Annotated in this window: 23 protein-coding genes; all 23 read right to left on the bottom strand. The window is 38.1% G+C overall.

The window, feature by feature from the left end; genetic code table 11:
• Positions 1-10 precede the first annotated feature (10 nt).
• Positions 11-1,594: a flagellar basal-body MS-ring/collar protein FliF gene (gene fliF, locus N0O92_RS02220; RefSeq protein WP_315612982.1), complete on the bottom strand. Its 1,584-nt coding sequence runs from the start codon at positions 1,592-1,594 to the stop codon at positions 11-13.
• A 32-nt stretch (positions 1,595-1,626) separates the two neighbouring features.
• Positions 1,627-1,920 (bottom strand): flagellar hook-basal body complex protein FliE, encoded by a 294-nt coding sequence (gene fliE / locus N0O92_RS02225; protein ID WP_315612983.1) that lies wholly within the window; start codon positions 1,918-1,920, stop codon positions 1,627-1,629.
• 12 nt (positions 1,921-1,932) lie between these two features.
• Positions 1,933-2,385 (bottom strand): flagellar basal body rod protein FlgC, encoded by a 453-nt coding sequence (gene flgC, locus N0O92_RS02230; RefSeq protein WP_315613237.1) that lies wholly within the window; start codon positions 2,383-2,385, stop codon positions 1,933-1,935.
• Positions 2,386-2,393: 8 nt separating this feature from the next.
• Positions 2,394-2,786 carry a flagellar basal body rod protein FlgB gene (flgB, locus tag N0O92_RS02235; RefSeq protein ID WP_315612984.1) on the bottom strand — a complete coding sequence of 131 codons (393 nt, stop codon included), beginning with the start codon at positions 2,784-2,786 and terminating at the stop codon, positions 2,394-2,396.
• A 328-nt stretch (positions 2,787-3,114) separates the two neighbouring features.
• Complete coding sequence (codY, locus tag N0O92_RS02240) at positions 3,115-3,894, bottom strand: GTP-sensing pleiotropic transcriptional regulator CodY (RefSeq protein WP_315612985.1); 780 nt, start codon at positions 3,892-3,894, stop codon at positions 3,115-3,117.
• A gap of 19 nt (positions 3,895-3,913) precedes the next feature.
• Positions 3,914-5,305 carry an ATP-dependent protease ATPase subunit HslU gene (gene hslU / locus N0O92_RS02245; RefSeq protein WP_315612986.1) on the bottom strand — a complete coding sequence of 464 codons (1,392 nt, stop codon included), beginning with the start codon at positions 5,303-5,305 and terminating at the stop codon, positions 3,914-3,916.
• 30 nt (positions 5,306-5,335) lie between these two features.
• Positions 5,336-5,881 carry an ATP-dependent protease subunit HslV gene (gene hslV, locus N0O92_RS02250; protein WP_315612987.1) on the bottom strand — a complete coding sequence of 182 codons (546 nt, stop codon included), beginning with the start codon at positions 5,879-5,881 and terminating at the stop codon, positions 5,336-5,338.
• 23 nt (positions 5,882-5,904) lie between these two features.
• A complete protein-coding gene (locus N0O92_RS02255; RefSeq protein WP_315612988.1) occupies positions 5,905-6,801 on the bottom strand; it encodes a tyrosine-type recombinase/integrase in 897 nt (298 codons plus the stop codon).
• Between the two features lie 71 nt (positions 6,802-6,872).
• On the bottom strand, positions 6,873-8,180 hold the full coding sequence (gene trmFO / locus N0O92_RS02260) for an FADH(2)-oxidizing methylenetetrahydrofolate--tRNA-(uracil(54)-C(5))-methyltransferase TrmFO (RefSeq protein ID WP_315612989.1): 1,308 nt from the start codon (positions 8,178-8,180) through the stop codon (positions 6,873-6,875).
• Between the two features lie 122 nt (positions 8,181-8,302).
• Complete coding sequence (topA, locus tag N0O92_RS02265; RefSeq protein WP_315612990.1) at positions 8,303-10,378, bottom strand: type I DNA topoisomerase; 2,076 nt, start codon at positions 10,376-10,378, stop codon at positions 8,303-8,305.
• Between the two features lie 142 nt (positions 10,379-10,520).
• Positions 10,521-11,396 carry a DNA-processing protein DprA gene (gene dprA / locus N0O92_RS02270; protein WP_315612991.1) on the bottom strand — a complete coding sequence of 292 codons (876 nt, stop codon included), beginning with the start codon at positions 11,394-11,396 and terminating at the stop codon, positions 10,521-10,523.
• 72 nt (positions 11,397-11,468) lie between these two features.
• Positions 11,469-12,383: a succinate--CoA ligase subunit alpha gene (sucD, locus tag N0O92_RS02275; RefSeq protein WP_315612992.1), complete on the bottom strand. Its 915-nt coding sequence runs from the start codon at positions 12,381-12,383 to the stop codon at positions 11,469-11,471.
• 17 nt (positions 12,384-12,400) lie between these two features.
• Entirely contained in the window at positions 12,401-13,561 is a 1,161-nt protein-coding gene (sucC, locus tag N0O92_RS02280) for an ADP-forming succinate--CoA ligase subunit beta (RefSeq protein WP_315612993.1), read from the bottom strand.
• Positions 13,562-13,787: 226 nt separating this feature from the next.
• Positions 13,788-14,003: a hypothetical protein gene (locus N0O92_RS02285; RefSeq protein ID WP_315612994.1), complete on the bottom strand. Its 216-nt coding sequence runs from the start codon at positions 14,001-14,003 to the stop codon at positions 13,788-13,790.
• 91 nt (positions 14,004-14,094) lie between these two features.
• The gene (locus tag N0O92_RS02290) at positions 14,095-14,370 is read right to left on the bottom strand and encodes an EscU/YscU/HrcU family type III secretion system export apparatus switch protein (RefSeq protein WP_315612995.1); all 276 of its coding nucleotides are present in this window, start codon (positions 14,368-14,370) and stop codon (positions 14,095-14,097) included.
• Positions 14,367-16,061 carry a hypothetical protein gene (locus N0O92_RS02295; protein WP_315612996.1) on the bottom strand — a complete coding sequence of 565 codons (1,695 nt, stop codon included), beginning with the start codon at positions 16,059-16,061 and terminating at the stop codon, positions 14,367-14,369. The genes N0O92_RS02290 and N0O92_RS02295 overlap by 4 nt, the downstream gene beginning before the upstream one ends.
• Before the next feature lie 15 nt (positions 16,062-16,076).
• On the bottom strand, positions 16,077-16,850 hold the full coding sequence (locus N0O92_RS02300; RefSeq protein ID WP_315612997.1) for a ribonuclease HII: 774 nt from the start codon (positions 16,848-16,850) through the stop codon (positions 16,077-16,079).
• Positions 16,851-16,972: 122 nt separating this feature from the next.
• A complete protein-coding gene (ylqF, locus tag N0O92_RS02305) occupies positions 16,973-17,824 on the bottom strand; it encodes a ribosome biogenesis GTPase YlqF (protein ID WP_315612998.1) in 852 nt (283 codons plus the stop codon).
• A gap of 13 nt (positions 17,825-17,837) precedes the next feature.
• The gene (gene lepB / locus N0O92_RS02310; RefSeq protein WP_315612999.1) at positions 17,838-18,371 is read right to left on the bottom strand and encodes a signal peptidase I; all 534 of its coding nucleotides are present in this window, start codon (positions 18,369-18,371) and stop codon (positions 17,838-17,840) included.
• Between the two features lie 157 nt (positions 18,372-18,528).
• Positions 18,529-18,873, bottom strand: a complete 345-nt coding sequence (rplS, locus tag N0O92_RS02315) for a 50S ribosomal protein L19 (RefSeq protein WP_034740905.1) — start codon at positions 18,871-18,873, stop codon at positions 18,529-18,531.
• 123 nt (positions 18,874-18,996) lie between these two features.
• Complete coding sequence (gene trmD, locus N0O92_RS02320; RefSeq protein WP_315613000.1) at positions 18,997-19,728, bottom strand: tRNA (guanosine(37)-N1)-methyltransferase TrmD; 732 nt, start codon at positions 19,726-19,728, stop codon at positions 18,997-18,999.
• Positions 19,725-20,243, bottom strand: a complete 519-nt coding sequence (rimM, locus tag N0O92_RS02325) for a ribosome maturation factor RimM (RefSeq protein WP_315613001.1) — start codon at positions 20,241-20,243, stop codon at positions 19,725-19,727. The genes trmD and rimM overlap by 4 nt, the downstream gene beginning before the upstream one ends.
• Positions 20,236-20,649 carry a YlqD family protein gene (locus N0O92_RS02330; protein WP_315613002.1) on the bottom strand — a complete coding sequence of 138 codons (414 nt, stop codon included), beginning with the start codon at positions 20,647-20,649 and terminating at the stop codon, positions 20,236-20,238. Before N0O92_RS02330 ends, rimM begins: the two co-directional genes overlap by 8 nt.
• Positions 20,650-20,722: the final 73 nt, after the last annotated feature.

Here is a 20,722-nt window from a genome sequence, read left to right on the forward strand (position 1 = left end):
ATCATCCCTCCTAATCTTCTGATAACCATGTTCGTAATAATTTTGAAAATTCTTCTGGCTTTTCTTTCGCCATTTTTTCTAATTGTTTACGTTTTGTTGCAGATATGCTTTGGTCTTCATTTGGAAGATCTGGCACTTCATAGCGCATTGCATCTTCCTCTGTAAACATATCTTCATCTTCTCTTTCTGTCTTTCTCTTTTTAAAGAGCAAGAATAACAATAATAAAATGACAACAACAAGAATCCCACCGACAACATACATCCATATCGGAATAGCTTGAATTGGTTGTTGTTCAAATTCTACTTTTCCTTCAAAAGGCTGAGATGAGACAAAGATCTTCTCATTAATGGCTTCTTGAGTTAATTCTTCTGCATATACTCCTGAAATGCTTGTTCGTACAATCGTTCCTAAAATCTGCTGAATGTCATCCATTCGCTCTTGTGGTAGAACGTCTAACCCATCAGGAGGTTCAACCATGACTTGAATCCCTAAATCTCGAATTTTGTAAGGACTTTCAACAATATCACGATTGATACGGTTTACTTCATTATTAATACGGTCTTCTGTACGTTCCCATTCTGTTGGCCCTTGACCCGCTGCTCCAGGGAAGTTCGGGATTTCATCGCCAACACCATTCACTCCACCTTCAACTGTACCTTCTCCACTGTAGGTTTCAGCAATCCGCTCTATACTCACAGCAATTCCTTCGATGTTCTCCGGATCAACTGGTTCTACTAGCGCTTCTGTACGATTTTCTTGGGTAAAATCAATATCTGTTGATACTGAGACAAGTACTTTGTCACGACCTACAACTGTTCCTAGCATTTGCTGCAGATTTCGTGTTAAATCTCGTTCGATATCACGTTGAATTGAACGTTGTTGCTCATACACAGATAAAGTCGACTGAGAAAGATTTGCATTCTCATATCCATAATCATTAAACATTTGGTCTGAAATGACGATATTCTCAATAGGGAGGTTCGGTACACTTTTTGATACTAGATGGTAGAGAGCTTGTACTTGAGATGGCTCTAGTTGGTAACCAGGAGCCAAGTCTAGAACAATGGCTGCTGTAGATGATTGATTTGTAGAGTTAAGCCAAACACTTTCCTCTGGTAAAGTAATCATAACATTAGCATGGTTAACACCATTTATATTCCTGATTAAACTACCAAGTTCTGTTTGCATTGCCGCTCGTTCCATGACAGAAAACTCACTATCTGTCATACCAAAACCCATTTGTTCTTGAAAGAAACTGTAATCAATACTTCCACTTCTAGGAAGACCCTCTGCCGCTAATTCTACTTTTAAAGAATCTACTAATGGCTCAGGGACCATAATGGTTGTTCCATTATCAGAAATAGTTGAAGCAATTCCTCGAGCATCTAGTGTTTCTTTAATTTGACCTGTTTCCTGTAATGTTAAATTGCTATATAAAGCAACATAATTAGATCGTGTTGTGAAAAACAATAGAAGTAAGAGCAAAGCAATGACAGAAATAACTGTACCAAGAAGGATCGCCTTTTGTTTACTTGTTTGACCACTCCAGTATTCTGTTATGCGCTCTTTATACATAGTTAATTTTTCGTTCATGTGGTCTCTCCTTCAAAAGCAGTACTTCCAACTTACACTTGCATTCTCATAATCTCTTGATACGCTTCTACGACCTTGTTACGTACTTCTACCGTCGCTTGAAGTGTGATACTCGCTTTTTGTCCTGTAATCATGACATCATGCAAGTTGTCAATTTCACCTTTTGCCATTAACTCTGTTTTTTTAGCTGATTCATTTTGTACGTCATTTACATTTTTTATTGCTTCATTTAGAGCTGTTTTAAATGATTGTTGTGCTTGGGCTGGCGTAAACTTCGGTTTAGATACCGCTGTAGGCATTTGTAAAAACGGGGACTGTATTTCCATATATATAATCTCCTATCGACCAATTTCTAGTGCTTTTAATAACATATTTTTTGATGCATTCAATGTCGTTACATTTGCTTCATACGAACGTGTTGCGCTCATTAAATCAATCATCTCTCTAAGTGGATCAACATTTGGCATTTGAACATAACCCTGTTCATCTGCATCAGGATGTTCTGGATTATACACCTGTTTAAACGGCGTTTGATCGCCTATAATACCTGTTACTTTTACGCCGTTGCCAATGCTTGTCTCCCCACCCGTTTTGGCTTGATTTAAGAAATGTACAAAAGGCTTTGACTCATTTGGCTGTGTAACGACCATTTTACGTCGATAGGGTTGCCACTGCCCATCAACCATTGTCGCTCTAGTTGTTTCAGCATTGGCCATATTAGAAGACACAACATCCATTCGTAATCTTTGTGTTGTTAAGGCCGAAGCACTTGTATTAAATCCATGAAAAATCGTCACAACTATTTCCCTCCACGTATAACGGTTTGTAAACTAGTAAACCTACCGTTCAATCTATCAATCAGTGCATTATAGTATATTTGATTTTTAGCCAATTCAGCCATCTCTAAGTCGATATCCACATTGTTTCCATTATGGTTGTACATCGTTTGACGGTTCGTTTCAACCGTTATTGAATTTTGAGCTCTACTAAATTCAAAATGGCGATCGTTTGTGCGATTAGCTTTTAATGATGACATCGCTTCATCTAATGTATGTCTAAAATTAACTTGTTTCGCTTTATAATTTGGGGTATCTACATTCGCTATATTGTGCGAAATAGCATTTTGCCTCATTTGGGCTCCTGCCACGCCTCTCTCCAACGCTTTAAACGCACCACTTCCAAAAAGATCCAACTAAAATCACCTTCCGACAAAAAGATATATTCACGACAAAAAACGACGATTTTCTCATCGATTTCACATTATTTCACACAGTCTTGTCTCTATTGAAGATTGTATTAAATCCTAGTCTAAAAGTCTAACACCGTTTTTATCCATTTTCGAATCAATAAAAAAGAACTAGAGAAAAATGGTGACTTTTGTCGCAAAAAACTATATTCATGTTGTTAACTTCTTTTGATTTCAACAATATTCGACATGAATGTAGTAAAAGTTTACCATTGTTAAGACCGTTAGACAATAAAAAAAAGACGTATATTTGGCATACGTCTTTTTACCCTATTTATTTAGCTTTTAACTTTTCTAATTCAATTAGGAACTTGTCATTAAGCACTTTTATATATGTACCTTTCATCCCTAATGAACGTGATTCAATAACTCCAGCACTTTCTAGCTTACGCAAAGCATTAACAATAACAGAGCGTGTTATACCAACACGATCAGCGATCTTACTTGCAACAAGTAGTCCTTCTTTCCCATCTAATTCATGGAAAATATGTTCAACAGCTTCAAGTTCACTATAAGATAAGGAACTAATGGCCATTTGGACGACAGCTTTGCTTCTTGCCTCTTCTTCTATTTCTTGCGTTTTCTCGTGAAGTATCTCCATTCCTACAACAGTCGCACCATATTCAGCTAAAACTAAGTCATCATCATTAAATGAATCGTTTAATCTAGATAGAATTAATGTACCTAGACGCTGTCCTCCGCCTTGGATAGGGACAATCGTTGTAAGTCCCGTACTAAATAGATCTTTATTTTCTACTGGAAACGCAGTATATTCACTTTCAATATCAAGATTGGCTGAAGTTTCATCAATTTTAAACAATCCATCCGTATATTCTTCTGGGAAACGACGATCCTCTAACATTTTTTTCATACGCTCGTTTTCAATTTCTTGTTTAATTGCAAAACCAAGCAACTTACCGCGGCGGCTTACAACAAAGATATTAGCGCTAATTGTATCGCGAAGGGTTTCTGCCATATCTTTAAAATTGACGTGTTGTACCCCCGTTTTTTGTAACATTTCATTAATCTTTCTTGTTCTTGTTAGTAAATCCATAATTCTCCTCCTGCAACTTTTACAAAATAAATTGACTAAGATCTCGATTTTTCGCAATAGAAGCTAGTTTTTCTTCTACGTATTCTGGTGTAATTATAATTTCTTCTAAATTTATATCTGGAGCTTCAAAAGACAGATCCTCTAACAACCGTTCAAGAATCGTATGTAACCGTCTTGCCCCAATGTTTTCTGTTTCTTGATTGACTTCCGTTGCAATTGTCGCAATCTTATGAACAGCTTCGTCCGAAAACGATACTTTTATACCCTCTGTTTCAAGAAGTGCAATATATTGCTTAATTAGTGCATTATTAGGCTCAACTAAAATTCTTACAAAATCATCTACTGTTAAATTTGAGAGCTCGACTCTAATTGGAAATCGTCCCTGTAATTCAGGAATAAGATCAGATGGTTTGGCCATATGAAAGGCTCCAGCACCAATAAAGAGTATATGATCAGTTTTTACTGAACCATATTTCGTAACAACGGTAGAGCCCTCTACGATTGGCAAAATGTCTCGCTGTACACCCTCTCGTGACACATCAGCAGACTGTTGTCCTTTACTAGCCACCTTGTCAATTTCATCTATAAAGATGATGCCAAGTTGTTCTGCCCTCATAACAGCTTCTTGTGTTACCTCATCCATATCAATAAGCTTCTGAGCCTCTTCTTCAATTAGCAATTTTCGTGCATCTGACACCGGCAAGCGTCGTTTCTTTCTTTTCTTAGGAAGCATGCCTCCAAGCATTTCTTGCATGTTCATTCCCATTTGTTCCATACCCTGACCTTGAAACATATCCATAAAGCCTTGCGACTGCTCATCTACTTCGACTGTCACCATATGATCCTCTAGTTCACCAAGTGCAAGCTTGTGCGCCATCTGTTTTCTTCTTTGAGCAATATTAACCTCTTCAGACTGGTCTTGTTCTACCTCTTGAGTTCCTTGCTGTCCAAAAATCATCTCAAATGGATTTTTATAATTTGATTGTTTTTTGGCTTTTGGAACGAGGAGCTCCACCATTCGCTCATTTGCATTAGTTTCTGCTTGGCCTCTTACTTGATAGGTTTTTTCCTCTTTCACAATTCTCACACTTGTCTCAACAAGATCACGTATCATCGATTCAACGTCGCGTCCAACATAACCAACTTCCGTGAATTTCGTCGCTTCTACTTTAACGAAAGGGGCTCCAACCAATTTCGCTAATCTCCTTGCAATTTCTGTTTTGCCGACACCAGTTGGCCCTGCCATTAAAATATTTTTAGGTGTTATTTCATCTCTTAGCTTTTCATCCAGCAGACTACGACGATACCGATTGCGTAATGCAATCGCTACAGACTTCTTTGCTTCTTCTTGACCGACGACAAACTGGTTCAACCGATCAACAATTTCTCGAGGAGTTAAGTTCGTTTTCACATTACCACTCTCCAATCCAATATTAGCCTGCTATTTAAGCTCTTCAACAATAATGTTTAAGTTCGTATACACACAAATTTCGCCAGCTGTTTCAAGCGAAGCTCGAGCAATTTCTCTCGCTGATAGTTCAGGAGCATGTTTCTTTAATGCTCGACCTGCAGATAGAGCATAGTTTCCACCTGAACCGATTGCTAAAATCCCATCATCAGGTTCAATGACCTCACCAGTTCCTGAAACAAGTAATAAGTGCTCTTTATTCATAACGATTAGCATCGCTTCCAATCTCTTAAGCACTTTATCACTTCGCCATTCCTTTGCCAGCTCAACAGCCGCACGCTGAAGATTGCCATTGTACTCTTCCAGTCGCGCTTCAAATTTCTCAAAAAGAGTAAAGGCATCTGCAACAGACCCAGCAAAACCTGCGACTACTTTTCCTTGATAAATAGTTCGAACTTTCTTTGCGGTATGTTTCATTACAACCGCATTTCCAAATGTTACTTGCCCGTCGCCAGCCATCGCACATTCACCATTATGTTGAACGGCAAAAATAGTCGTTGCGTGAAAAGATTGATCCATCTATATCCTCCCTTTCATCCTGCTTACGCTCTAGGATGACAATGTTTGTATACATCTTGCAATCGATCTTTTGATACATGTGTATATTGTTGTGTTGTCAGAAACTGCTTATGACCTAATAACTCTCGAACAATCCTTATATTTGCCCCGTTATTCATCAAATGAGTCGCCAAAGAATGCCTTACATCATTCGGACGAAAATCTTTTTTATCTAAAACCTTCTCTACCCTTTTGTGAATAATGGCTCTTATACTTCTTTCTGACAGTGCTCCGCCACGAAAATTCAGAAACAATGATCCATTGGGCTGACTCTTTTTTTCCGCTAGAACCATACGCCCATGATTGATATACTTCTGCAATACGTCCAATGCAAATGCACCTAATGGTGAGTACCGTTCATTTCGCCCTTCCTTATCAATCAACACTGTCCCAATTGAGAAATCAATGTCCCCTAGTTGAATACTTTTACACTCACTCACTTTCATTCCGGTAGCGTATAGCAGTTCTATTATGGCACAATCCCGCTGATCAATTGGATCAGAACTATTTAGTGACTGTAAGACATCCATTATTTCTTTCTCATTGAAAAAAGTAGGAATACGCTCACTATTTTTAGTAAAGGTAAGCGAGGAAAATACATTTTCATGTACCCGTCCTTCTTCCATGTGAAACCGATAAAAACTACGTAATGTAGAAATTTTCCTTAAGATCGTATTGTTTGAATACTTCCTTTCTAACATCTCTATATACGTCTCAACATCGTTAACGGTTACATCAGAAAAGCAAAAAACTTGAGAATCTTTCATAAATACCTCAAAATCGCTTATATCATTCGCATAATTTCTCATCGTATGTATAGAACTATTCTTTTCAAGCTGTAAATATGTAATAAATAAATCAAGCCAGGACTGCTCTTGCAATAAAAGGACACCACCTAACACTCGCAGAGCTACTAAATTCTATCACGATTTAGTAGCTCTGACAACGATATTTACATTTTTTTCACAAAATTCTGAATTGCGTCGATTGCTCGGTTAGCTAAATGTTCATATCTTTCTTTTTTATCGCGAATTCGTTGCTCTAGAGGTGGCAATAAACCAAAATTCGCATTCATCGGCTGAAAGTTCTTTTTGTTAGCTGTTGTAATATAGGCTGCCATACTTCCTATCACCGTTGTATCAGGAAAAACAATCATTTCTTTCCCTTGTACGTAATTGGCTGCATTAATACCAGCTACAAGTCCAGCAGCAGCTGATTCAACATAGCCCTCGACACCCGTAATTTGACCAGCGAAGAATAAATCATCCCGATCTTTATACTGATAGGTCGGTTTTAGAAGATTTGGTGAATTAATAAATGTATTCCGATGCATGACACCATAACGAACGATTTCTGCGTTTTCAAGGCCTGGTATGAGTTGTAGAACTTCTTTTTGAGGTCCCCATTTAAGGTGTGTCTGGAATCCTACTATATTATAAAGCGTACCTGATGTATTATCTTGTCTTAGCTGAACAACGGCAAATGGTCTCTTTCCTGTTTCGGGATGTTCAAGGCCAACGGGCTTCATTGGACCAAACAACATTGTTTTACGACCACGCTTAGCCATTACCTCAATCGGCATACACCCTTCAAAGAAAATTTCCTTCTCAAATTCTTTCAAAGGAACCGTTTCAGCTTCAATAAGAGCTTCATAAAAACGATCAAACTCTTCTTCTGTCATTGGGCAGTTTAGATAGGCAGCTTCTCCCTTATCATATCTTGACTTCTTGTACACTTTTTCCATATCAATGGATTCTGTTTCGATGATAGGAGCAGCCGCATCATAAAAGTATAAATACTCTTCTCCCGTTACCTCTCGTAAATGCTTAGACAGAAGCTCTGATGTTAAGGGACCTGTAGCAATAATCGTTGGCCCTTCTGGAATTGACGTTATTTCTTCATTAAACACCTTTACATTAGGGTGATTTTTCACTCGATCTGTTACAGCTCCAGCAAATTCGTGGCGATCAACAGCAAGTGCACCACCTGCAGGAACCGATGCATCATCTGCAGAACCAATAATAACGGAGTCTAACTTCCGCATCTCTTCCTTTAACACACCTACTGCATTCGTTAAACTATTCCCTCTTAACGAGTTGCTACAAACTAATTCAGCAAACTTATCTGTATGATGAGCCGGAGTCTGTTTAACCGGGCGCATTTCATATAAATGGACAGTCACGCCTCGTTTCGCAAGTTGCCAAGCTGCTTCACTACCAGCAAGACCTGCACCGATGACGTTTACATGTTGCTCTGACAAAATAATCCCTCCATCTTACATTAGAAATGAGGGTGACTCCCAAAAGCCACCCTCTCTCTTATCATTAAACTATATTATCATAATACATGAAACAACATCAAGAAATCTCACTTTCAATTGCGTTAATTAGAGTCTTCCTTGTAATCACAACCTGAGCATTCCACATGAACACCTTTTTTGGTTTTCTTTTCAACAAGCATTTTCCCGCATTTCGGACATGGACGAGCAATCGGTTTATCCCAAGATATAAATTCACACTCTGGATAGCGGTCACATCCGTAAAAGATACGACGTTTCTTGCTCTTTCTCTCAACAATATTTCCTTCTTTACAACTAGGACACTTTACACCAATGTCTTTCACAATTGCTTTTGTATTTCTACAATCGGGGAAATTTGAGCAAGCCATGAATTTTCCATATCTACCCATTTTATAAACCATCTCGTGACCACACTTCTCACAATCTTCACCAGCTGGTTCGTCTTTTATTTCTACTTCTTTCATTTCTTCTTCGGCAACAGTTAAACGCTTTTCAAATCCATGGTAAAATCCATCAATAATTCGAATCCACTCTTGTTGTCCATCTTCTATTGAGTCCAAATCATTTTCCATTTTAGCTGTGAACTCAACATCTAAAATTTCTGGGAAGAATTCAACAATCAGCTCCAATACTATTTGCCCTAATTCCGTCGGCACAAAGCGTTTATCTTCTAGAGCAACGTATCCACGACGTTGAATGGTATCAAGCGTCGGAGCATAAGTAGATGGGCGACCTATACCTAGCTCTTCCATCGTTTTAACTAACCTTGCTTCTGTGTACCTTGGAGGAGGTTGAGTAAAGTGTTGATTCGGTTCTATTTCAACCTTCTCGACTTTTTGACCTTCCTCTAAATTGGGCAACAAGCGATCTTCTTCTTTTTTTCCATCATCATTGCCTTCAATATACACTTTCATAAAACCGGCAAACTTTACTTTTGATCCAGTAGCCCTAAACTGCACTCCATTTTGCTCGATGTCAACCGTCATTGTATCCATAATAGCCGGTGCCATCTCACTTGCAACCATTCGTTCCCAAATTAGTTTATACAGTCGTAACTGATCTCTAGATAAATAACTTTTAACGGTTTTCGGATCTTTAAATACTGACGTTGGCCTGATTGCTTCATGAGCATCTTGAGCCTTCTTGTCTTTTTTCACAGTACGTTTTTCTGTTCTAGTAAACTCTTCACCGAAGTTCTCTACGATGTACTGTTTCGCCTCTTCTTGAGCTGTTTCTGAAATTCGAGTAGAATCTGTACGCATGTACGTTATTAAACCGACAGCGCCTTCTTTCTTATCGAGTTCAATTCCTTCATATAATTGTTGCGCTATCATCATCGTTTTTTTAGCTCGAAAATTTAATTTTCTAGCAGCTTCCTGCTGTAACGAAGAAGTGGTAAACGGAGCAACAGGATTACGTTTTCGTTCTTTCTTTTTAACTGAGACTACGTCGTACTGATCACTCGTAAGTTTAGTTAATATATCTTTAACTTCGCCCTCTGAATTCAATTCACGTTTTTTTCCTTCAACTCCGTAAAACTTCGCATCAAACGGTTCCCCATCTAATGCAAACTGGGCAGGTATACTCCAGTATTCTTCAGGAACAAAGCTTTGGATTTCCTTTTCGCGTTCAATGATCATCTTCACTGCAACAGATTGTACGCGACCAGCACTTAATCCTTTTTTCACTTTCTTCCATAATAATGGACTAATGTTATATCCAACTAGTCGGTCAAGAATTCTTCGTGCTTGCTGAGCATCAACCAAATCCATATTAATCGGCCGTGGCGTTTTGAAAGCGTCTTTAATTGCTTGTTTCGTAATTTCATTAAATACAACTCTACATTCAGAATTCTCATCAATATCGAGACTATGAGCAAGATGCCAAGCAATTGCTTCACCTTCTCTATCGGGGTCAGCTGCGAGATAGATTCGTTTTACTTTTTTAGCAGCTGTCTTTAGTTCTTTTAAAACGGGACCTTTTCCACGAATTGTAATGTACTTGGGTTCATAACTTTTTTCAACATCTACTCCCATTTGACTTTTTGGTAAGTCTCTAACATGTCCCATTGAAGCTTTCACAATAAATTTTTTTCCTAAATATTTTCCAATGGTCTTTGCTTTGGCGGGAGATTCAACGATTACTAAATAATCGGCCATATAGTTAACTCCCTCTCTCGAAGATATAATTAAAATCTTCCCTATTATTAAACAGTCTTTTGCTATTTGTCAAACAGTACTTGGAAATAAAGGAAAGAAGGGATGAATGATTTTTGTCGAATTGTGTAAAAAGCAGTATCTTTTATGCATCCAATCCTTGTAAAATATCATATTCATTCCTGACTAGCATTGCTCCTTGTTGTATGAGATAATTCGTGCCTTGAGATTGTGGGGAGTAAATGGAACCAGGTACAGCAAAAACGTCTCTGCCCTGCTCTAATGCTTGATCTGCCGTTATTAGTGAACCGCTTTTTTCTTTCGCCTCGATTACTAAAACTGCTTTAGATAAACCACTAATAATTCGATTACGAGCAGGAAAGTGCCATTTTTGTGGAGGAGTTTGCGGAGGATATTCAGAAAGAATTAAGTGACTTTTCGACATTTGTGAAAATAATGAAACATTTTCTTTTGGATAGACATAGGAATGACCTGATCCTAATACCGCAATCGTTGTTCCAGAAGCATTAACTGCTTCCCAATGGGCAAGAGAATCAATTCCTTTTGCAAACCCGCTAACGATTGTCCAGCCTTTTTTTGTGATAGGAGGAATTAAAGTAGATACCGTTTTTCTCCCTATTGGAGTTGGTGCACGAGTTCCAATAACGGCTAACCGTTGTTCTGAACATAAAACGGTTTTATCCCCTAGAGCATACAACACAAGAGGTGGATCATAGATTTTTTTTAATAAGAGAGGGTAATCCGAATCTAAGAACGTAATCGTTTGAATCTCTTTTGACTTAAGATAGGATAAACATTGGTCTGGAGAAGTTTGTTGGATATATGAAAGGATTCTTTCTGCCTTTTGTAGCGGGAGATGATACATGCTTTGAAGGTTTGCTATAGAAGAGTGATAGATCGTTTTGAGCTCCGGATCCTGAAGTAAAATGGATCGTAATATCTTTCTTGATATGTGTGGACAACTGTGAAGATGAATGAGTCGTTTTTTAAGAGTGAACATAGACGAACATCTCCTTTTAGGCAATGGGGAAGAAAGCCCTCAAAATGAGGACTTTCTAAAATTATATCGTTATTAGTTTGTTACTTTATGTGTCGTACATTTTTCAAGTAATCCCTTTTCCTTAAGAACAGAGATTAATGTTTCACCCATAACAGAAGGAGTCTCAGCGACTTTAATTCCGCAGCTTTCCAACGTTTTAATCTTTTCAGCTGCAGTCCCTTTTCCGCCAGAAATGATCGCACCAGCGTGACCCATACGCTTTCCTGGAGGCGCTGTTTGACCACCGATAAATCCAACAACAGGTTTTGTCATATTCGCTTTTACCCATTCAGCTGCTTCTTCTTCTGCTGTTCCACCAATTTCACCAATCATAATAACAGCATACGTATCTGGATCCTCATTAAACAGGTTTAAAACATCAATGAAGTCTGTTCCATTTACAGGATCTCCACCAATCCCTACTGCTGAAGATTGACCAATACCATTTGTCGATAATTGATGAACCGCCTCATACGTAAGTGTACCAGAACGAGACACAACACCAACATGGCCTTTTTTATGAATGTAACCTGGCATAATACCAATTTTACATTCTTCTGGCGTGATAACACCCGGGCAGTTTGGTCCAATTAGACGCGTTTTCTTGCCTTCCATATAGCGTTTCACACTAACCATATCCATTACCGGGATACCCTCTGTGATACAAATCGCTAAATCTAGTTCAGCATCTGTTGCTTCCATAATAGCATCTGCTGCAAAAGCAGGTGGTACGTAGATAACGGATGCATTTGCACCAGTAGCTTTTACTGCTTCTTCAACCGTGTTAAAAACAGGAATTCCTTCTACCTCTGTACCACCTTTACCAGGTGTTACACCACCAACAATATTTGTACCATACTCGACAGCTTGTTGAGTATGAAATAAACCTGTAGCTCCTGTAATTCCTTGTACAATCACTTTTGTGTCTTTGTTAATAAGGATACTCATTCCTTCACCCCGCCTTTCTATTTCACTAATGAAACGATTTTTTGTGCGCCATCAGCCATGGAATCTGCAGCTGTAATATTTAATCCAGACTCTTTAAGAATGCTCTTACCAAGTTCTACATTCGTACCTTCTAAACGAACAACTAGTGGAATTTCAAGACCAACTTGTTTTGTCGCTTCTACAACACCTTCAGCAATAATGTCACATTTCATAATACCACCAAAGATATTCACAAAAATTCCCTTTACGCTGTCATCAGAAAGAATGATTTTAAATGCTTCTGTTACCTTCTCTGCCGTAGCACCGCCACCTACATCAAGAAAGTTAGCTGGATCTCCATTGTAATGTTTAATGATATCCATCGTTGCCATTGCAAGACCTGCACCATTTACCATACAACCAATGTTTCCATCTAAAGAAATATAGCTTAAATCATATTTCGATGCTTCAATTTCCTTTGGATCTTCCTCTTCTAAATCACGATATGCTAAAATATCTTTTTGACGATACAAAGCATTAGAATCAAAGTTTAATTTCGCATCTAGTGCCATTACTTTTCCATCACCTGTCGTAACAAGTGGATTAATTTCTGCGATGGAACAATCTTTTTCTACAAATACTTTGTAAAGGCCTAACATAAATTTCACTGTTTGCCCTACTAGCTCTTTTGGCATATTGATATTAAAAGCAAGACGGCGAGCTTGGAACCCTTGCAAACCGACTGCTGGGTCTATTATCTCCTTAAAAATTTTCTCAGGAGTTGCTTCCGCTACTTCTTCAATCTCTGTTCCACCTTCTTCAGACGCCATCATAACAACGCTTGAAGTGGCACGGTCTAATACTAAACCAATGTAGTATTCTTTTTGAATATCGCAACCCTCTTCAATAAGTAAGCGCTTTACTTCTTTGCCCTCAGGTCCTGTTTGATGAGTAACTAGCGTCTTCCCTAAAATTTCATTTGCATATGTACGAACTTCATCTAAATCTTTAGCTACTTTTACACCGCCGGCTTTCCCGCGTCCACCTGCATGGATTTGTGCTTTTACAACATTAATTTTTGAACCTAATTCCTTTGCTGCTTCTACTGCTTCTTCAACCGAGAACGCCACCTTGCCATTTGGAACAGCAACACCGTACTGGCGAAGCAACTCTTTCCCTTGATACTCATGGATATTCATTCTCTCTCCATCCTCCTATCAATTGCATGTATTTTCATGCCATTCTTAAACATTTCGAGGTTGAATGGCTGAATCCTTCTTTATTCTACCATTCTTTTCTTAAATTGGGGAGGGGTAAATCCCCTCTAATTCAAATTAGTTTAAAAACTTCGACTTTTACTACATAAATGAATAGGGCATTCAGCAATTATAAAGCTTGATTATCCCCTATTTTGCTGTCAATTTATTATTTCGAAGTTGTGTGATCTTTATGGGTGCTTTGCTTGGTCTGATTTCTTTTCTGGTTTTTCTTCTTATTATTACTTAATAAAGACTGCACCATTTGAAATTTCGCGTCTGATTCTTGAACAGAATGATGAATACCAAATTCGTGGGCATATTCTTCCTTGAATTTTTTCACTAAATCGGTCGCTATAGGACCAACGATCTTATCTTTTTTCATTTTTATCACCTTTCTATCGCGTTAATTAGCTCAAAAAAGCTAGCCTCCGTTAGTATGTTCTGAGATAAAACATTCTAACAAAGCTAGCTTCTTATCCATTTTGATCAATGCGATAAATAAAAGCAAAGATTTCTGCCACTACTTCGTACAGTTCTGTAGGTATCGCTTGGTTCACCTCAAGTTGAGACAGCAATTCAACTAAAGCTTTGTCCTCCTGTATAGGAATTTTATGTTCTTTCGCCTTTTTTATTATTTCCTCGGCCATGAATCCTTTCCCCGATCCTATTACTTGTGGAGATAGGTCTGTTTCAGGTTGGTATCTAAGGGCTACAGCGTGCTTTTTTAATTCCGTTCCTTTTGTATTCATACTCGAAAATCTACTCCTTTATAACTAGAAATGGGAGCATAGCCTTCGTTAGATGAATGGACAGACTCTGTCTTCATTTCTTGAATCTTTTTCCAAGATACGCTTAATAGTTGATAGCCCTGATCGTTAAGGTTTCCTTTTAAATTCGGAATAAGGAGTTCGAGTAACGCCGATGGTTTATCCATTTCATTAAAAACCGAGATCATGACAACACGGTTTTGCACTTGTACATCGACAATCGTTTCTTCTAGTCTTGGAAGAGTTAAATAAAAGAGAATGCGACAATGAGAAGGATCTAGCTCGCCATTATCCATTTTTCTGCTTTCCCACTTTATTGTCAAGTCCGTCTTATGAGCTCCAAGAGTTAACGGGAGGTGAAAAAGAAGTTGCAAAAAAGGTCCTATTTGATCTTGAGCAAATAATTGATGCGACGTTACTCTGGCTAGAAGTTGCTTTGCCTGTTCTTTTACATAGATCGGAACATCATGTTCTTGCACTTGAAGTAATAACGTTTTAAAGCTCTCCTGCTTGAACCTTTCATTCATGATTTCCCCTTGTAGAAAACGGGTGACAAGATGTTCATAGTCATATCCAATCATGGATAATAACGTCCTAAAAACCATGCCTGAATTACGCTGATTTGACTGTTCTAAAAGAGTTTGAACGAGCTTTTTTTCCGATGTTGTTAAAGGTTGTTTTACGATCTCTGTCCAACGAGTATGCAACTCATCGGCATCTATTTCTATGGAAGGTGAAATAAAAGCCAAAAGTTTTGCCAGCTTATCAACCCCCTCCCTTCCTGCGGGAATTGATAAGCTACTTATTGCATGTTGAAAAAAGGATCGTACATCAAGATCATTTTGTAGACCACTTTCTAATCCTGTTGGCCAAAGTGCTTTCACCATTGCTTGATGAGATGATTGTTGAACAGTTTGATAAAAGGTTGTAAAAATTTGATTCTTTGAAGAACTTAACTCAATAAGTTTCAGCCTATGTAAGAGATGTTCGACATCTTCGTTTTCCCCTTCAGCATACATGGTTAATAATTGAGTAATAGGAGATATGGTAGTCTTAACGGGACTTGACTGAGACATTTTGCTAATGAAATCTAACAAATTAGCAGCAATCTTATTATCTACTTTTTGTAAGCTTTTCGAAAATAGAGTTAGTAATTCGCTAAATGACTGCGAGTGATTTGTAGATTGAAAAGCTAAAAAAGTCTCACGTGAAAGTGGTATTCCTTTTTCAAGCATTACTGAAATCGTCTCAATTCCCTGTTTATTTACCTGCTGTAATTGGGTAAGTAGTTGAAAACTAGTCATTATCGTTTCTCGCGAGAACGGTATTTGTTTATTAGCAAACAGCTGTAAGAGGCCATCCATTCCTTTTTTTTCCGGAAGTCCTAGCTGTTGTAACATTGAATCGCTAGAAGAGCTACGTTTATGATCAGTTATAACTTTTACGTGCGGAAGACCTCTACCATCCTTTACTTCAAACCAATAACGTTGTCCAATTACTAAAGCGGCCTCTAACTTAGCTGTTATTTGCATCTTTCCAATCCCCAGTGTTGCTAATTGATTTGGATAGAGTTTCGTAATTTTCCCTTGAAAAATCTGACCTGTTCTAAAGGAAAGGACCTTCGCTTGTTGCACTTGTGTTGTCAGTTGTTTTTGAATGGTAGGTTGATACATTCCCTTACACGCCTCCTACTCTTGACATACTAATTCTTCAATTGGTTTAAATGATTTTCTATGTTCTCTTGTGATTCCTAATGTAGATAAAGCATGAAGATGTTCTCTTGTACCGTACCCTACATGATTACTAAATCCATAACCTGGAAATTCCTTGGCTATTTCTTCCATGTACCGATCTCGTGTTACTTTTGCTAACACTGAACTCGCTGCAATGGAAAGACTTTTTTGATCTCCCTTTATAAGCGATAATTGTTCAATTGGTACATCTATTTTTATGGCATCAAGCAATAAATACTCAGGTTGATATTTAAGGTCCTGTACCGCTCTTTTCATAGCTAGTTTCGTAGATTCATAAACGTTGATCTGATCAATCTCAGCAGCATGCACCATTTGAATAGAGTAGCAAATAGCGTCTCTTTTGATCACTTCGAAAAAATGTTCTCTTTTTTCTTTCGTTAATTTTTTTGAATCTGTTAGTCCTAATAATTTAAAATCGGCGGGTAAAATTACGGCTGCTGCGACGACAGGGCCAGCTAAAGGTCCGCGACCCACTTCATCAAGACCTGCAATATGTACAAATCCTTTCTCTCGTAGAGAAGATTCATATTGAATCATTTCTATATGCATCTCTTCTAATGCATGCTCTTTCTTCTTCATCGTTTCATAACGAGTTAGTAATTTCTGAACACCTTTGCGCTCATCTTTTTTTAACAGTTGGATTGTTTTATCATCTATTTCATTTGTATAAAGTAATTTCTCTTCTAACTCTTTAATGGATGCATTCAATTGATTCACCTCTAGTATTATATCGGTTGCTTCTTAATAAAACTGTAGTTAAAATGAAGAGTTTCTAGTTGTTTTAATAATAAAAAAACCGACGAAAAGCCAAAATGGCTCTATCATCGGCCTTATAGGTTATCTGGTTGTTCTAACGAGATTCTTCCCAGTGTTCCAGATCTCATTTCTCTCAGTATGATTTCCGCAGCCTTGTCATAGTCTATATATCCACCACTAAGCAAGCATCCACGTTTTTTTCCTATTTCATCAAAGAGGGCTACCCCATCCTCTGGTACATGATCTAATTTATAGCGCTCTTTCACGGACGTTGGGTAATGGTCCTTTAGATAATTTAGTATAAATAGGGCAATATCTTGAAAATCCAACAATTCATCTTTAATTGCTCCCGTTGCTGCTAAACGATAGCCAATAATTTGATCTTCAAACTTCGGCCATAAAATCCCTGGTGTATCAAGCAATTCCAATTCTGTACCAACTTTAATCCATTGCTGCTTTTTGGTTACACCCGGACGATCTCCTACTTGAGCTGTACGTTTGGAAGCTAGACGATTAATTAGAGTGGACTTCCCTACATTTGGGATACCTAATATCATAGCTCGAACGGCTCTAGGCTTCATTCCTTTTGAAATCATTTTATCAAGAATCGGTTTTGCCAGTTGCTTACATGCACTTGGAATTTTTTCGGTCCCTTTTCCAGTTTGTGCGTTGACCGCTAACACCATTGCACCCTTGCTTTCAAAGTACAATTTCCACTTCTCTGTAACAGATGGATCAGCTAAATCGGCTTTATTTAGCAAAATTAGTCTCGGTTTATGTGAGACAATTTCATCAATCATTGGGTTACGTGAAGCTAACGGAACCCTTGAATCAAGAAGTTCAATGACTACATCAATAAATTTAAGTTTCTCAGTAACTTCCCTTCTAGCTTTGGCCATATGGCCGGGAAACCATTGAATGGTCACTACGTTCACCTTCCTACTTGGCAATACGAATATTTGGAACTGGCCAGAATACAACATTAGCTTTCCCGATTACTTCATCAATATGAATCGTACCAATGTCACGACTGTCCTTGCTCCGTCCACGGTTATCCCCAAGAACAAACAATTCATCTTCAGGAACTGTAATAGCTTGAAAATCTCGTGTTACTCGCTCTATTCCTGCAGCTTGTTTCAATTCATCTAAATGAGGCTCATCTACCGCTTCTCCGTTTACATAAAGCGTATCGTCCCTAAACTCAATTACATCTCCAGGTAAACCAATGACGCGTTTAATATAATCCTTACCAGCTGGAGCATGGAAAACAATAATATCAAAGCGATTAGGTGTCCCTATTGAATAACTAATTTTATTTACAATCATTCGATCACTATGTTCGAGAGTAGGCATCATCGATTCACCATCAACGATTACCGGGGCAAATAAAAAATGGCGAATAACAAATGCAAGGACAAGTGCTATAACGACCGCTTTCAGCCACTCCCATGATTCTTTCTTCTCCTTACCCATGCTAACGCCCTCCATTATGTAACCATTACAAGCATTAGTTTATCACATCTTTGTTTCGATGTCGTTTACATTATCCTAGATCAAGTAAGTATATCTAGAGGTGTTCAAAACCCCATTTAAAAAAGAGCTTAGTTTCCTAAGCTCTTTTTCTCGCTCTTTATCGAATTTCTTTAATACGAGCTTTTTTACCACGTAGGCTACGTAGGTAGTAAAGTTTAGCACGACGTACTTTACCGCGACGCTTCACTTCGATCTTAGCGATCTTTGGTGAATGTAATGGGAATGTACGTTCAACTCCTACACCGTACGAAATTTTACGTGCTGTGAAAGTTTCGCTAATACCAGTACCGCGACGCTTGATTACAACGCCTTCGAATAACTGGATACGCTCACGAGTACCCTCAACAACTTTAACGTGGATCACTAACGTATCACCAGGACGAAAAGCCGGAAGATCAGTACGTAGTTGCTCACTTGTAATTTCACGGATAATGTTGTTCATATAATTCCACTCCTTCCATACAGATGCTCTTGAAAGCTTAATACTACAGCGGAACATCGTAATAACAGGCCTTAAGCCACAAGATTTATAATAACATAAACACTTATCTTTCACAAGCTCTAGTTATTCTTTTCTAGTAAATTCTTCGATCCATAATTGCTCTTTCTCGCTTAGCGCTTTTCCCTCAAGTAGATCAGGTCGTCTTTCCCATGTTCTCTTTAAAGATTCACGATGTCTCCATTCATCAATGTTTTTATGATGTCCTGATAGCAGTATATCCGGTACCTTCATGCCACGAAATTCAGCTGGTCTTGTATAATGAGGGTGCTCTAGTATTCCAGTTGAAAAGGAATCTGTGATAGCCGATTCTTCATTTCCAAGCACACCCGGCAACAATCTTGTTACACTATCTGCGATGACCATTGCTCCAAGCTCTCCACCTGTTAACACATAATCACCAATTGATACTTCATCCGTAACAAGATGTTCCCTCACACGTTCGTCATAACCTTCATAGTGCCCACAAAGAAGAATAAGATGTTCTTCCTTGCTAAATTCCTCAGCCTTCTTTTGAGTATATCGTTCTCCTTGTGGACAGAGAAGAACGACTCTCGGTTTCTTCTGATCTTTTACTAAATCATCTACAGCATCAAAAAAGGGTTGAGCACGTAAAACCATACCTGCTCCTCCACCATATGGGTAATCATCTACTTTTCGGTGTTTATTATCAGCATATTCTCTGAAATCAACCACTCGAAACGACACCGCACCTGACTCCTCTGCATGCTTTAATATCGACGAACCGAAAACATTTGTAAACATGTCTGGAAAAAGAGATAAGACGTCAATCTTCATTCTATTAACCCTTCTAATACATGCACTCGAATTGCTTTATTCTCTATATCTATTTCCTTTACAACATCTTCAATATAGGGAATCAAAATGTCTTTTCCCCCACCTGAACGTTGAATAACCCAAACATCATTTGCACCCGTTTCAAAAATCTCTTTCACTTTGCCAAGCTCATCACCAGATTCTGTCATGACGCTGCACCCAATAATCTCGTGATAATAGTATTCATTTTCCTCTAATTCATCTAAATACTCTTCCGAGACATAAAGAGTTGAGCCCTTAAACCGTTCTACATCGTTAATAGAATGATATCCTTCGAACTGGAGTAAATCAAAATTTTTATGTGGACGGTGATGACGCACGACCACTACTTCTTCGTTCCCATTCTCCGCTTTAATCATTAACTGAGTTCCAACCGCATAACGTTCTTCAGCAAAATCAGTTGAAGAAATGACACGAATTTCTCCCCTCACTCCATGGGTGTTCACAATTTTTCCAACTTTAAACCATTCAGTCATCATCATTCCTACTTTCTCGAATTTCTTGAACAATGCCATCTTTGACGACAATCTCTTGTCTAGACTCTATACCAGGCCATCGGTCTCCTTCATGAATCTCAATGAAACTTTCCACTGTCCCTTCAAGAATTTCTGTTCCTAATTCTAGTTTATCCATCTGTTGTATTTGAAACGTAACGGATTCCAAAGAAGCTTCTCTTTGTTTAATATCTTTCATATATCGTGCACGTATTTCTTCTTCTTCATGCTTGCTTCCTGAATCTCTTATTGCTTTATGTAAAAGAAAAGTTAATTGTTTAATTTCACGATTGTATTTTTGTGCTTCCTCTTCTAACTTCTTTAAAATTGTTGCCCGTTTTTTACTGGTTAAAACTTGTTTAACAATGACGTTACGTATGATTTTCATTCACAGTACCTCATTTGAGCAATAAGTTTTTTTCGTAATAGTCTATCTTTTTAATAATAGAAAAAGGGTGAGG

The organism is Alkalihalobacillus sp. MEB130, from assembly GCF_032335535.1.
Taxonomy (GTDB): Bacteria; Bacillota; Bacilli; order Bacillales; family Bacillaceae_D; genus Halalkalibacter.

Bases quoted from the DNA above. Each gene is read 5' to 3' on its own strand.
- fliF (WP_315612982.1), bottom strand. From the start codon at position 1,594: ATGAACGAAAAATTAACTATGTATAAAGAGCGCATAACAGAATACTGG.
- fliE (WP_315612983.1), bottom strand. From the start codon at position 1,920: ATGGAAATACAGTCCCCGTTTTTACAAATGCCTACAGCGGTATCTAAA.
- codY (WP_315612985.1), bottom strand. From the start codon at position 3,894: ATGGATTTACTAACAAGAACAAGAAAGATTAATGAAATGTTACAAAAA.
- hslV (WP_315612987.1), bottom strand. From the start codon at position 5,881: ATGGATCAATCTTTTCACGCAACGACTATTTTTGCCGTTCAACATAAT.
- topA (WP_315612990.1), bottom strand. From the start codon at position 10,378: ATGGCCGATTATTTAGTAATCGTTGAATCTCCCGCCAAAGCAAAGACC.
- dprA (WP_315612991.1), bottom strand. From the start codon at position 11,396: ATGTTCACTCTTAAAAAACGACTCATTCATCTTCACAGTTGTCCACAC.
- sucD (WP_315612992.1), bottom strand. From the start codon at position 12,383: ATGAGTATCCTTATTAACAAAGACACAAAAGTGATTGTACAAGGAATT.
- sucC (WP_315612993.1), bottom strand. From the start codon at position 13,561: ATGAATATCCATGAGTATCAAGGGAAAGAGTTGCTTCGCCAGTACGGT.
- N0O92_RS02285 (WP_315612994.1), bottom strand. From the start codon at position 14,003: ATGAAAAAAGATAAGATCGTTGGTCCTATAGCGACCGATTTAGTGAAA.
- N0O92_RS02290 (WP_315612995.1), bottom strand. From the start codon at position 14,370: ATGAATACAAAAGGAACGGAATTAAAAAAGCACGCTGTAGCCCTTAGA.
- N0O92_RS02295 (WP_315612996.1), bottom strand. From the start codon at position 16,061: ATGTATCAACCTACCATTCAAAAACAACTGACAACACAAGTGCAACAA.
- lepB (WP_315612999.1), bottom strand. From the start codon at position 18,371: ATGGGTAAGGAGAAGAAAGAATCATGGGAGTGGCTGAAAGCGGTCGTT.
- rplS (WP_034740905.1), bottom strand. From the start codon at position 18,873: ATGAACAACATTATCCGTGAAATTACAAGTGAGCAACTACGTACTGAT.
- trmD (WP_315613000.1), bottom strand. From the start codon at position 19,728: ATGAAGATTGACGTCTTATCTCTTTTTCCAGACATGTTTACAAATGTT.
- rimM (WP_315613001.1), bottom strand. From the start codon at position 20,243: ATGACTGAATGGTTTAAAGTTGGAAAAATTGTGAACACCCATGGAGTG.
- N0O92_RS02330 (WP_315613002.1), bottom strand. From the start codon at position 20,649: ATGAAAATCATACGTAACGTCATTGTTAAACAAGTTTTAACCAGTAAA.